A 14,483-nucleotide genomic window follows, 5' to 3' on the forward strand; every position below is an offset into this window, starting at 1 on the left:
TGTGCTGGGAAACTCGCATGCACGGTTCTTAGGGGGTTGGACGTAGGTAACTGCGTCTGACTACCCGACAATCAAATGCGACCTTGGGCCTTAGGGCGCAAGAACTGGCTGTTTGCTGGCTCGCTGCGCAGCGGCCAGCGAGCGGCGAATATCATGACTTTAATCCAGTCAGCAAAGCTGAATGGCTTGGATCCGTATGCCTATTTAAGTGATGTGCTGAAAAGGTTGCCGACACATAAAGTGACTCAGATTGAAGAATTGCTACCACACCGCTGGAAACCTGAACCGAATTAAAAAATAGGCATGGGGTTCAGCGGACGCTTACTTTTCTCGGCAGTTTTTGCATTAAATTCCAAAATTTCAGTCCATACTTTATTCATGCCATCACTATCATCATTCTGCCGAGCAACAACCCATTTATGCATAAGTCCGCGACGATGATCTTCCAGCTTAGTTTTGTATTGATAAATCGCAGACCGCCCCTCATATGAGGTTCTGACCGATGCAGGCGAGAAACCAATCGCTTGAGAAAATAACTCAACCCCTGTCACATCCTCAGGGTGAATTACATCATTGTTCTTAGTGAGTACACCGTCAGTACCGTAACGATAAGACTTCATCGCATTTTTCAACACAATAGGTAACATGGTTTCAATACCACGGCCATAATCACCATCTTGAATTTGCTGCAAACCTTTTACGGTGCTTGTACTAATGCCAACGACTGGCCCAAGTAATGCAGACTGCATTGCAGTTGCCCAATCTGCACCTTCAAGTCCTTCCTGTACGTCAGGAATAATTAGGTTATTTAAGCCCACACGACCTGATAAGTCTACAGGTGTAAGTACCCGTGGCACACCACCAAATACCAGATCAGCAAATGTAGGATTGATATCTGCCAACCAGTTACGAATTACATTTTCTAATTCATAAGGATCTTCGTCATCACCATCAGCAGCTCCAAAGAATGCAGCAAGTGCCGCTGCTCCAAAGGCGGCAGCTCCAAGTTTGCTTTTCTTAGCAATCAATATAGATGCTGTAGCTAACATGCCTGTAATCGGCAGACCAATTGCACCTGCAGCTAGTGCGTGCATCCCTAAAATACCAGCCAAAGCACGTTGCGCTTCTTTTCTATCCGCAGGATCAAGTGCATATAGAGACTGGTGAGCATTGCGAACTAAGGTATACAGCATATTTTGTGCATACTGCTTAAATAAAAGAAGGACTTTAGCAACATTACCCTGCATAAACCTTGCCCGATTCCCTGCCGAGTAATCAAAATGACCTTTATATACTGCATCCATCGCCTGCTCAAAAGCAGTATCGTGATTTTCACCAGATTGAGTTGCCAAACGATAGGCAGCAATAAAAGTGACTTCACGGTTAAATCGTTCGGCATGATGAAACATGCCACTTGCCAAACGCATTGCAGGACGGAAATACCACATCACCTTACTATCTTCACCCTGAGCAATACCAGCAAGATCATGTGCTTGTGTCACATCAATTACACCACGAGATACCGCCTTATTGTAGGCATCCAACTCAAGTCCTTTAATAACTTTATCAATATTTGGACTATAAACATCACCGATACTATTTTTAAAACTCTCTGGACTAGAAAAATCAGGAACCTTAAACTCAACACCCTTAGCAAAATCTCGTGATGCTTTTAGTAACTCTTTGCCTGCTTTATCAAAACCCCATTTTGCACCCATGATCGGATATGCCACCAATGCAGTCTGCGACAAGTTCACAATTGCAGCTGCAGGCGATAAGCCCAAATAATACATAAAGCCTACACTGGTTAAAAAACTTGATATTGGAGACCCTTTAGGATTCATCAAATTTTGATGGCGCTTCTTCATTTCATCGATAACACTTTGCGCTGATCGCTGATCATATCCAACAACATTTTCAGATTGCTCATCAGCATGTTTCTGCATTTCATTAAGCTGTTCAGCCAATTGATCGCCATAACGCAATTTGCCAAGATAATTTGCACCACTAAACATATTTTGCGCAAAAGCACGTCTAGCATCATTGCTAAATCCCGCTGTACCTTTGCGGTGAATGCCATGTTTTGCCCAAGATAAGTCAGGTAAAGAGCTTAAATATAATTGACTCAACGTGTCTTCAAAATCAGCCTGTGCCTTGGTATCTAAACCTAAGTTACCAACCTCCTCAAATAAGCTAGACATAAAGCCACGGCTAACACCATCTTCGGCAGCATTGAATTCTTTATCCTGCTTCACATCTTCAACTTTAAACAATGGGTATTGCTTGATTAAATCAGCACGTACAGAGTTGGCTTCTCCCATCGTTTCAGCCCGACTCACACTTACCGCATCACCATTTTTATTTCGCACTACAATCACATAACGCCCAAAACGTGACAGCGGGAAATACACACCTTTAATTTGACCAAAGGAACCTTCAATTTTCTTTAACAGATCAGTTTTTTTCTGATTACTTAAACTTGAGCGTAAAATGCGTTCTCTAATCGCTTCACGAACTTTGGCATAATGCCCACTATAGGCATTTCGAGCCTTTTTATACATTGCTTGAGCTTCAGGGGATAAATTATTATACGCATGAAGTAATTGTTGATATTTAACTTTATTATCGCCCTGTTGGTATGGTTTAGCAGGGTCAATTTGAGCTAAAGTTGCATCATGCATTACATTTGCTAAAGCTTCTTCATCCTTTAATTTAGACCACTCACGTACAATATTATCCGCCTCAGCAGCAATATCATTTTTATCAGCATCCATTTGTGCTGCTAATTCATTGTACTTAGTTAATGGTGGTAAAATTTTGTGATAGATTTCAGTTAAATGTCTACGACTCAAAAATTGCAAACCTAGTGGTAACCAATCAACCTTCTTGTTGTTAATCAAACTTTCAACCTTTGGTAATTGCTTTAAACCATCCGTAATGCGATTAGTAATATCATTATAATTTGTGCTGCGGCTATGTAAACGTTGAGAACCCTGATTACTATTTGCTGCTTTACCAATCATTCTCTCTGCTAAAGCAACCATATCATTCGGGCTAAGGTTCAAATTCACCCCTAAACGGTCATAAAGCCAAGCTTTAACTTGAGAGATAAGCTCATCAATCAGACGTTTAACATTCCCTTTGTGAATTGCATTTTTAACTTGTGTATTAGATGCCAAAGTTAAAAGGTATGGCAGCATTTCTAGTTGCTGAATATCTGAGTTCGTTTCACGTTCTGCAAGACGCTTTGCCTCTAAAGCAATTGGATTGTTCTGGGAAATTAGTCGATCAAACTGACGCATTAAATCCTGATACTGTTTTGGTGTCATCATATTCTGAAAACCACCATGACCACCCAACTCATGCAGGAATGTTGGAACAATAGTTTCATCCGTTAAAGCATCGGCAATTAAGGTGACTTGGCCTTTCTCGTAAAACCCTTCGATACCTGCTTCGGAATAAGTATCCAGGATATTTAATTTTCCCTGCTTTTCTAATTGATTTATTGTACTGGCACCAAAACGCTCAATAAGCTTATCCCACACCTGTTTTGCCGATGTATCGGTACGATTTGTAGATTCCCTACGACTAAATAATTTATCGTTGTTATTTTTCGATATTGTGCTGCTTTCATACTTACCAAAATATCGTTTATCAACAACGGCTTTACGTGCTTCAGCAAGAAACATCATCAAATCGCTATCGTTATAGCGTGAAAGGAAATTATTAAAGCCACGTTCACGGAACCATTGACGTATATATCCAACGACTTCTTTTAATTTTTGTCTCAAAAAAGGTTGAGACTTTGCATTTTGAGCAATAAAAGCAAACAACTCACCAACTAAGGCTTGCTGCACGTCAGCTTCAGTATAAATTTCCTCTTTGGCAGCCTGAGTATAAGGTTGGATATAGGCACCTTCATATTGCTGCATATCCACGCCATTATCTTTAGCAATTTTACGAATGCCGTCGATACCACCAAGCGCATTAAACAACTGCTGTAGCTTAGTCTTATATTGTTTGCCGAATATCTGCTGAATACCAAAATGGCCGATGATTTCGTGTACTAACAATTCCTCATACGCATCAAATGTAGTAAGCTGTTTTCCGCTATCTCCATACACTTGATCGGCAACTACATAGAGCGTGCCATTATGCCAAACACCGCTTACATCATAATTTTGTGTATTGCCATTCTCATCTTGGTAGGTTGCATCTTGTTGTATCGCAGACGGCAAGCCATCAAACGACTCGACAACCTGAATCGTAAAGCTATGGCTATCCAAACCTTTGACTTTATCGACCCCGACCCCTTGCCGATTCCAGACAAAGAGCCGCCCCGTAGACGCATCTTGTGTAGCGGACAATTTGAGATGATGAAGAATAGAAAGGACACGTCGGGTACCAGTGACCACAGATAATGGTTTGAATGTGGTATCCATTGGTGATGTGCCTGTACGCTCATCATCTGGCTTTAATTTATTACGGTTATAAAGCTTAGTTCCTGACTCTGTTTGTTCTGTCTTTAAAGACTTCACCAACACATCAAATTTTTCATTTATCGCTTTTCGTTCTGTACCAGTAGGAAATGGTCGCTTAAAACCCCATGGGGTAAAAATCGCAGCACTTTCAGGGCCAAAATTCAGAAACGGACTGTAGCCACTATTTTGAGAAATTTTATCTTCTACATACCCCTGGAATGCACGTGCTGTCATTTCAGGAGTTGTAATCCAATAATCTGTACCGCGTCCCTGATCTAACTCTTTTGCGTTCATAGCAAAATCTGTCGGTATCATTTTCGCTTTCTCTGTACCATTTTGAGCTTCTGCCAATAGTTTGAGCCGTTGGGCATAGGTATTCATGTATTGACGTAATCGGTCTAATACACCCTTTTGTTCAGCATTAAACCCTGATCTACCGCGGACAGATTTATAAATCACACTCAATTTATCTAGGGCATCATTAGACCAACGTGCACCACTAAATATATTTCGACTATTCTTATTATTGTTGTGACGTATTTCTGTAGTAAGTGCCGTACCTGTAAGCAATAATTCAGCAACCGTATCAAATTCAGCCAGCTGTTCAGCTGAGGCAGCTTTGTTAAAGCGCTTGTAATATTTTGGATCAAGCTCACGATTAAGATCAGCACGTAACTTATCTAATTGATCTTTTAAGTTGTTTCTCGCAGAACTAACGAAGCTTTCAACCTTAACTGTATCTTCAATATAGTTTTCAGATTTTCTAAAAATTGTCTGTACCAATTGTTTATAGGCTTCTTGCACATCTTCACGAACATTTGATTTATAAGAGAATCCAGAAGTGACGCTCATATCTTCAAAGTGTTTTGCAATCTTTAATGATCGACTGCCATCCGCATTCGTTACCCATTCAGATGGGGCTTTGCCATCTTGTCGACCAAAATAGTGATCTAGTGCATGCCACCATTCATGAGCTAATGAACCTGCGCCATTCAATTTGGTCAAGTTAATCACAGCACGTTCAGGTTCATAGTGCGCCTTTGCACCACTTAATCCTTGCCCTCTGGCTCCAAACGCTAAAGCGAGTTCCCCATTTAGGCTAATTGCTGCAGGTGGGATATTTAAAATCTCAGCCAAGTCCATGAGACCATCAAAAGCATCATTTAATAGCTCTTGGCGTTCTGTCTGATTATTCCAGTTTCCAAACTCAACACCACGAAAGCCAAACACACGAATAAAATCAGCATCTTTAGCATCACCTTTACGGCGAACCATTCCTTTTCTTACTGTATTTTCAGGGCGAGGAAGATCAATTTCCCCAAAAGTTGTATTGGTTTCTAGAATTTCAATCGCATGGATTGCCATATATTTCATAGCATCTTCACGTGTTTGAAATTCTTGTTCGACAACTTTAACGCGCTTCCGATCACTAATTTCACGATAGATAGAAAAGCTATCTTTTCCAGCAGCCCACACACGATGCTTTTGAGCTACAGCTAGAATTGGTAGTGCAAGTTCAGCATCTTTTTGGGAATCAAAAAATTGTTTGCCTAGTTGCTTGGCATTCCCCTTCCAATCCTTTTTTCTTGTATCCGTGATAATCCATTTACCAACTTCATTTGGATTACTTGAGGCAGCAATTTCAGTAATCTCAAATCGTTTAGCCCAAGTTGGGCGACTATCCTTGGTATTAGTCCTAGAACTTTTAGCACCAGTCTTAACAGAAGTATCTTTACGCGCACCACCAATTTTCTCACCAAAATCTTGAATCGTTTCTTTTTCAGATGTTGGAGCTGTTTTCTTTAAGACTTTTGAGGATTCTGGTTGTTCTTGCGCTGCTTCACTTGCTGTGCCAGCTCCTCGTCCTGATCGTCCACTGCCAACTGCGCCAGTGTCTGGTTCATTAGGTTGCGGGCTAGTGAAGATGTCTTGTTGCTTTTCGGTTTCTTGTCGTCTGACTTGTTCATGTGTAGTCCTTAAAATTTCTGCGCCAGCAGGGTCATTCTCACCAAACAAGTTGACACCTGATTTAGTGGAAAGTGCATTATCAATATAGTATTTAAGTGCAGTGGCAACTTTCTCACGGCTTCTTGCACGAGTCAGTTTATCACCTGAGTAAAAGATTCTTAGAAAGTCTTGTGTAACTTGATCAATTTCACCTGAAAAAATATCACTTTGATTCATTAAATCAAAAACAGATCGACCTTCTCTTCGGGCCTTTTTAATAAGATTTACAGCTTCCAATAAGTTAGCTGTAATATCCACATCTTTCGAGATGACGCCCTGATCAATCATTTCAAGCATATTTGCCCAAAACCCTGAAACATCCATTAAGGCACCACCAATTGACTTAATATTACTATCAGAACTTTCAAACAAATCAGAAATCAAAGTTTGATCACCATAGGCACGTGCAACCAAGGATGCTTGAATACGACGTAAACCTTTTTGGGTCAAAACACCATCTGCACCTAATAAGCTACCTCGCTCATTCGATGATGCAATTCCATTGACATAGGATTTAACAAAGTTTCTATTCTGTGCAGAGTCAATTTCCCCACCATAAAACTGATGCAAAATAGAACCTAATTTTGCAGCATCGGATTTCGCCTGTTCACTATCGCTTAGCTCAAGTGTGGAACGTTGGTTTGCCTCACCTGTATAAGCAATACGTTCTGCAGAAGTCATTGGTGTAATACGTTCACGTACTAATACAGGCGCTGTCATACCATCAGTGTTATATCCCTGCTCTTTCAACCACTGTCGATAATGCTCTGCCTTGCCTTCCATATATGCTTTAGTAATCGCCATAGAACGACCATTACCACTTTCAACAATGTTTTCCACTGAAACAATTGGTGCTCCATCAGAAGCGTTCGGGTTTTCACCAAGCAATAATGGATTTAGCTGATTCGCAATTTCCGTAATTTGCAATTGTGATGCAGCACGAGTACGGTCTCTTGGTTGTAACTCTTGAGGATAATTAGGATTAATTTGTCCATTAGGATTATTTGATGTGATTAAATCAGCAGCTTCCACTAACTTATGCTGCACCTCAAATGAACGTCCAGTTGCTGTAGTCACAACTTCCTTTTTATCAGCAATACGATCTGATTTAGGCTGAACTTTTTCACTGACTGGACGCACGGTATCATCATTATCCAACCAGCTTTTAAACTCATCTTTTGATAATGAACGAATAGGACCAACTTTCCATCCTGGATCAAAATTAGATTTATACGCCTGCTCAGCCTCTTCTAGACTTTGATACCCAAGCATAATTTTATGCTCATCAAATTGATCATTATCTTGATTTAATTGATCAACGATAAAGACACGTTCTGATTCAGGGTTCTTGCCTACATACACATCTAACTGTTCTTGGTCTGCCCCTTTGGTTTTTTTGATATAACCATAATGGTCACTCATCGTGTGCGACCAGTCACTACCATCAGGGTTTTTACCACTACGTGTGGAGCCACGTGGGTTTTCTACAGCAATATCTAAACCATGAACCTTGATGTGGCCTTTTTTATAATTGCCCGCTTCAATTTGTGCTTGTGTAGGTTCTGGTAAATTATTGCCAGAACTGGTTGCAACTTCATTTGCTGAAATGTCAATTTGCTGCTTTTTCTGCTCATTCAGCTGAAGCATTTCAACTCGATTTAACTCACCATTTAAGTTGGTTAACTCACGTCTTAATTGGGCTTTTTGGGCCACGCTTGTTTCTGCATCAAACTTTTGTTGGGCCTCTTGAATACGTGTATTTAAATCAAGTTTTTCGGTCTCAATTTCAGGTGCTGTGGCTGTGTTTGTATTATTGCTAGCCGCATCATCTTTGCTATTTTCCTGATATTGTAGAGAACTCAATAAATTTGGTTGAGTCGCAACCTGTTGGCTTTCACCCAAAAAATTACGGTAATCTGTAGGTACGGAACTTAATTGCTGACCTTCTTCCTGCTCAGTTGAGTAAGTTAATAATTCTGTTGGTGTCAAACCACTATCGACAGCCAAAGCCGCTGCAGATGACATAGGACCATCATTAGGATTAATCCCTAATCGCTCCGATGGACGCTGTGGTGATGTAAAGTAATTTCCGCCACTTGTAGGTGATGGCTGATCTGAATTACTTGCTGTATCCGTATTATTAGTTGAATTAAAGTTTAATAAGTTTTCAGCTTCAGTTGATTGCTGATCATATACAAAACCTTGGCGAGTTTGATTATTGTCCTGCGACATATCTGCTCTAGGAATATATTCACTCGCAACAGCATCATTTTTATTGAAACCAAACGGCGCTGGTGCTAACGGTAAGTTAGGTGTGACCGCTTGTTGTTCAGTGGATGACGCTGCTGCTGTTTCTGTAGAGTTTCCAGACAGAATATTAGAACCTGCGCCCATGGCCATACCAGCCAATGTGCCCATAACTGCAGCATCTTCTACACCTTCACTCCATGGCTTATCCAAAGCTAAATTCTGTAAAATCTGTTCAGAAACAGATTGAGGTAATTCTTCCAAAAAGCCTTCTTGAATCGCACCTTCAATCATTCGTCTTGGTAATGATTTCGCAGGCATACTTGCAATTTCATTGGCAATGTCATTAGGCCCAATACGACCTGTGACCATCATGGTATCAACATCACCAATTCCCATTTTTTGAGCAAGTCGACCACCCGCATAACCAAATAGAGAACCTAAAACACCTGTACCTACGGCAACAGCTTCCTGACCATTATTTAACAGTCCATCATCGGTATTCTGGCGAATTTGCTCAGCCTGTGACCCCGCCATAACCAACCCTTCACCAACTGCGCCTGCAGCAACTGGATTGGCAATACCTGTCATGCGGCCTGCTATACCGCCAGCAACCATTGGTGCCACTGAAGCAGCAACTGTATTGGTAATTAAAGAAGGATTACTTAATGCAACTTTGGTTTTATCTACAATACCTTCAGCTTCCGCAAACTCTTGTGCCTGTGCTTTAGCAATATCAGTCTTCTTATCATCCCAATATTTTTGCCCTTCACCTGTCTTATAGATTCCAGAATCATCAATGGCTTTACCTGCGCGACCTTGGGTATAAATATCAGCAACACCAATTGCGATATCGGGTAGTGATGCAGCACCTGCTGCAAGTGAGGCGCCAAAATCTTTTAAATGCCCTTTAACACCTTTCTCTTTTTTTTCTTTAGGTTGTGAAATTTGACCATTATCCCAATCTATCTGATTTGGTTCTTGAATAGTTCCTTTTTCCCAATCAATTTGGTTTTGATCCGACATGACGCACTCCTAATATTATGCGTCTATCATGGTTTTTATTTAGAATTTGGTCGAACCTTAGAGGGGCAATAAAAAGCTGTTACTAGTTTATACAACGTGAAAGTATAACTCTCTTAATTCATCGAAATTTCTGGAGGTAATGGATCATCATTTTTATATGATAATTCATCTAAATTAAATCTCTTGTATTGTTTTAAAGTACCAACAGAAACCTGAAACTCTGTCACAGTTTTTGTCTCTCCCACATTCATCTTAGCCTCTATTAATGCCTCTTTATACTTATCGGTTATGGAATTAATAGCTTTTAAGTCTTCATCTTCTAAATTTGGTACAACTAAAGCCAATAAATCAACAAAATAATTTTCACCATCTGCAATTTCCTTGTCAGGATAAACTTTTGCATACATTCCGATTAAGTTGTTACTTACCTTTGATACAGCTTTTTTACGCTTGTCTTTTTTCCAAGCAGCATCTATTCGACGATCAAACTCTGTTGGAAACGCAGGGCGTTTGTATCTAGATGCTAACCAATCAATATAGAAATTTAATTCCTCTTGAGTGAATTGAATTTCTAAGTCTGGTAAAATTCCTTCAGGAATATCGTCTTTAATTATACAAATTTTTTCAAAAGCTACTAACGTAACGTACTTATTTCCCTGTAAAGACTCTAGAGTACAATTCAATTTTCTAGGGTTTTTATTAAAACAAAAATTACCAAAACTAGGGTCTTTATCTACATATCGTGCAATAGAAAATTCAATCACTAAATCTGAACTATTTGCCACATCACACGAACCTGATGCAACGATCAATAAAACATCATCGGCAAATAACTCTGATTTACCAGCTAAATTTAATAAATGAGCGACATCTTCAGGCTTAACAATACAACCTTGCAACCAACCACTTTCTTCCATCCAATGTCGCACAATTCAAACCTCAAATTAAATCAGTTTCACCAATAGATTGATGCATTAAACGATTGCCAGCGAATAATATTTTTTCGCTATCACTATTTGAATCCTGTAGTAGGTCTTTAACAGTCTTACCATCTAGTACAGGACTATTTAATTTAATATTATCTGTAGGAAATTGTGCACTTTTCCAATTCTTTGCAAGAAGGTATAACTCAAACATTTTTTGAGTTTTTTCCTTATTTGGTTCGGATTCGTACTTTTTCCAATTTAGTAAAGTTTTCCTTGTAACACCAATACTTTTAGCTAATTCTTCCTCTGTTAAAGAAAAAGTAGATTTAATGAATTCAAGATTTTGCTCAAGGATTGTTGTTTGTTTATTAAGAATTGTATATTTTTGGCCCGTTCTTGAATGTTCGGCTAACCATGCAAAATTAGGCGAAATACTACCAGTTGAATAATGATTAGGTTCTGATACAACATGTTGAACAAACCCAGAACCTGAATGATTACTTAAAGACCCAACATTAAGCATTGTGGATACTGTGAGAGCTGCAAAATCCATTATTTCCAAGCCTCCCGACCTTGACTAGTTGTAATTTCCCAAAAAGCATTTCTAGTAATTGAGTGTAACTCTTCCATTTTATTAGAAATGAAGTCTAGCTCAAATAATTGAGTTTCCACTTCAGGCTGCCAATAATGATCAAAATCTAATAAAATTCTTTTACTAAAGCCTGTTTCCTTATGAAACGTAATTGGAGATTCCACTAAATCTTGCCATACAGGCAAATTTAGTATTCCATATAAACTTCTAATTGCAATAATGCCTGCTTGAGTTTTATAAACAGTTTCATTAATCCTATGAACCTGATCTCCCACGCCATTAATGCTCCCTGCTTCACAAACTACTGATTGAACATATGATTCAATAGGTTCTTCTTTATTTTTTTGAATAATAGCATCAGAATAACGTAATCCTACTCTCAATAGGAGTGTTGGTTTAACTTCCTGAATTAAGAAATTGAGAGCTTTTTTACAATCATTCCAAAAATTAGGAAATCGTTCATACTCACTACTAAGAACGACTAATCGACTTTTATCAAGCATTATTGCTCGTTTTTTATTACTTGACAGAAACACCCACCCAGTTGAGCTATTTACACGTATACCTTGTTGCTCAATTATCATTTCTTGTTGTTCTGTTGTAGAAAAAAGAGGAAAATCTTGTCTCAAAAAATTCTGAAATGCAGGGATGTAACTTTCCATTTGTAGAATGCTTGAGAAACGGAATTCTGCCAACACAACAACTAGAGGTTGGTTTGTTAGTTTTTCATATTTACTCATAGTTTTTCACAAGATTACCCAATTTATAACGTATATATTACCCACAAAATTACCCAATTAAAATGATATCTGTACCTTCATCGTAATTTTCGTTTAAACTTTTTCATCAAGTCTACTTAATATCAATATATCGACCTAAGTTATCCATCATATAGTCATGAAACCACCAATAAATTGGCTTTATATTTACTGTTGAACCCATTTGACTCCATCCCATACAGCAGTTTTGTCACCTACCTTAGAAATAGTACCAATAGCTCGTTGTGATGTATCTCCTTGTGGTGAATCAACATATTGCTGTGTTTGGGTATCAAACAGACGCTGCGGTCTATTTACCATACTTCCTGCATTTTCATTCCACTCTTGGCCACCACCAACCGTCATATAACGATCTTTACCACTTATGCCTTTATTACCAGAGTAACGTTCGATTTTTTGCTGAATGCTTTGACGTTCTTGATCAGTTTTAGCACTATCATATTGCTCATAAAGCTTTTCTAAACGGGCAGAATTACGAATACCAAAACCTTCTTTTTCTTCAGTTAAGTTCATTTCACGATTTCTTAAGCCTAAGTCTGCATTCATTTTTTGTGCATCTTGAGCAAGACCTGCAAAATAACGACTATTTTGCCCATCTTCTTGCATAGCTGTACGTCCAGTTTGTGCAACTTCACGCATGCCTGTCTGCATAATATTAGAAGCGTTATTGGCATCTGTTGTATATCGTTGATTCGCACGGTTATCTTCACCTTGCTGTAAATCCGCAATGGTTCTTTGTTGATTAGCTGTTAAACCGCGTGCTCCTGCAATTGGTGTACTTGCCATACGCAGAACATTTTGTCGTTCAGCTTCCTGCGCTTCTGTACGTTGTGGTGCCTCAGGATAAGTAATGCCTGCATATCCTTGCATTCCCATATTCAATTCTCGTTGCGCCAAAGCTCGGTTAATCTGTTCATCACTTGCACCCATTTCACGAGTGTTAGCCATAAAATTAGCTACACCTTTTGGATCATGTGTAGGCTTTACATTTGCAAATCCACTGGTGGCAAGTTCTGGTACACCATTTGCCCGTGCTTGGGCAGCTGCGTGTGGGTTCACATAGCTAAAACTATTACCATTCTGCTGAATTTGATATGGATCATTATTACTGGAAGCCGCATTAGGTTTTTCATTTTGTGATGTTGTTTCTTGAGAAGGCACTGTATCAAAAGGGTTCTCTGTATCTCGTGGGGTATTTACAGCAGGCTGATTTTTCTTCGCATTCCAATCTGAAAATCTTTTTTGTTGTGCCGCAAGTTCATTTTCAGCATTGATTCTTTGTTGATCTGGGAATCTTCGACCCAAGATACCAAAACTCGCTGCATTACCTACATCAGACAGAACACCTGCAGCCCGAATACCTGTTTCAGCCAAGATTCCACGATCTGCATTTGGGTCTAACCCCATGCGTTCAGCATACTGTTCTGTAGGCGTATTAAATCCAACTGCAGCACCACCTAGCATAGAACCTGCACCATGAAATTTACCCAATCCTTTTGCAGCATTGCCTATCTTACTAATTGCACGCGCTCCAAACCCTGATGGTGAAGATGCTGCTGAAGGCTGTGTTGTTGCTTGTACAGTTGCATTACTCACATTTGGAGTCGTTGTTTGAGGTAACGATCTATTTACATCTCTGGTAATACCAGAAACATCCCGCATCTGCGGACCTGCTAAGCGGTTTTGTTGAGCACGTCTAATATCATCAGCTGTTGGATAACGCACCACACCACCATCAGCAAAAAATAATTCAGGTGTTTTTTGTCCTGGTTTAAATCCGAGCTGTGGTTGTCCCGTTGGTATGTGTGTGGAGTTTTTTAACGCATCAAGTGTTTCAACCCCAACTGCATGCACTTGATCAGGTGACAATTGAAACTCGCCATTACTCAAATTTACAGGTGTAGCAGAACCCATTTTTTGCAACTGCTCTGTACCAATTTTTTGGGTAGAATCGGCAGGCATGACATAGCTGCCAGTAGGTACATTCTTTTGGATACTGTCGGATGTACCAGTACCTGCGCCTTTGATTACACCACTTTCTTCTGGACGTTTTTTTAAACCGTACATGCTACTTATTCCAAACTAAATATCATGTATGTTTAAACAAAGTCTGTAAAAATAGTGAGCCTTACAGGGCTTATGGATATGATAGGACTATAAATTAATGCAGTTTGATTTTCTAATTACTTTAGTAATTGCTATTCTTGCGTTTATTGCCACGCTCATTGGAACTTATTACACAAGAAATGCTTATTTGTTAACACTAAAATCCTATGAAAAAGATAAGCATAGAACTGAAAAGGCAAAATACTATTATGAAACTTATATTAACATCCCCCCTAATAAGTCTCCATTAAAAAGTAAACATGTATTCTTTTCCGAATTGGTTTGATACTCTCTCCACCCATTGCTCTATTTTATCAGC

The 14,483-nt window shown here is 39.3% G+C and carries 5 protein-coding genes and 2 pseudogenes; 1 reads left to right on the plus strand and 6 read right to left on the minus strand.

Annotation, left to right across the window (positions count from 1 at the left end):
- Positions 1 to 66: 66 nt before the first annotated feature.
- Positions 67 to 294 (plus strand): annotated as a pseudogene (locus CF596_RS13225) (transposase domain-containing protein); the annotation flags it as partial.
- On the opposite strand, the gene CF596_RS13230 reads toward CF596_RS13225, so the two are convergent.
- From CF596_RS13230 to CF596_RS14940, 6 genes and pseudogenes are all read right to left on the minus strand, one after another.
- Positions 291 to 9,761 carry a PLxRFG domain-containing protein gene (locus CF596_RS13230; RefSeq protein ID WP_242439165.1) on the minus strand — a complete coding sequence of 3,157 codons (9,471 nt, stop codon included), beginning with the start codon at positions 9,759 to 9,761 and terminating at the stop codon, positions 291 to 293. The pseudogene CF596_RS13225 and the gene CF596_RS13230 overlap by 4 nt on opposite strands.
- 113 nt (positions 9,762 to 9,874) lie before the next feature.
- The gene (locus CF596_RS13235; RefSeq protein WP_242439166.1) at positions 9,875 to 10,678 is read right to left on the minus strand and encodes a hypothetical protein; all 804 of its coding nucleotides are present in this window, start codon (positions 10,676 to 10,678) and stop codon (positions 9,875 to 9,877) included.
- A 22-nt stretch (positions 10,679 to 10,700) separates the two neighbouring features.
- Complete coding sequence (locus tag CF596_RS13240) at positions 10,701 to 11,240, minus strand: hypothetical protein (RefSeq protein ID WP_096902742.1); 540 nt, start codon at positions 11,238 to 11,240, stop codon at positions 10,701 to 10,703.
- Positions 11,240 to 12,019, minus strand: coding sequence for a TIGR04255 family protein (locus CF596_RS13245; protein WP_096902743.1), 780 nt, complete (start codon positions 12,017 to 12,019; stop codon positions 11,240 to 11,242). The genes CF596_RS13240 and CF596_RS13245 overlap by 1 nt, the downstream gene beginning before the upstream one ends.
- Before the next feature lie 186 nt (positions 12,020 to 12,205).
- Complete coding sequence (locus tag CF596_RS13250; protein WP_096902744.1) at positions 12,206 to 14,125, minus strand: hypothetical protein; 1,920 nt, start codon at positions 14,123 to 14,125, stop codon at positions 12,206 to 12,208.
- Between the two features lie 286 nt (positions 14,126 to 14,411).
- Positions 14,412 to 14,483: pseudogene (locus CF596_RS14940) on the minus strand (transposase); the annotation flags it as partial.

Source organism: Acinetobacter sp. YT-02 (genome assembly GCF_002412355.1).
GTDB lineage: Bacteria > Pseudomonadota > Gammaproteobacteria > Pseudomonadales > Moraxellaceae > Acinetobacter > Acinetobacter towneri.

What these genes read in the sequence shown, in the direction of transcription:
- CF596_RS13230 (WP_242439165.1), bottom strand. Translation starts at nt 9,761, where the DNA reads ATGTCGGATCAAAACCAAATTGATTGGGAAAAAGGAACTATTCAAGAA.
- CF596_RS13235 (WP_242439166.1), bottom strand. Translation starts at nt 10,678, where the DNA reads ATGGAAGAAAGTGGTTGGTTGCAAGGTTGTATTGTTAAGCCTGAAGAT.
- CF596_RS13240 (WP_096902742.1), bottom strand. Translation starts at nt 11,240, where the DNA reads ATGGATTTTGCAGCTCTCACAGTATCCACAATGCTTAATGTTGGGTCT.
- CF596_RS13245 (WP_096902743.1), bottom strand. Translation starts at nt 12,019, where the DNA reads ATGAGTAAATATGAAAAACTAACAAACCAACCTCTAGTTGTTGTGTTG.
- CF596_RS13250 (WP_096902744.1), bottom strand. Translation starts at nt 14,125, where the DNA reads ATGTACGGTTTAAAAAAACGTCCAGAAGAAAGTGGTGTAATCAAAGGC.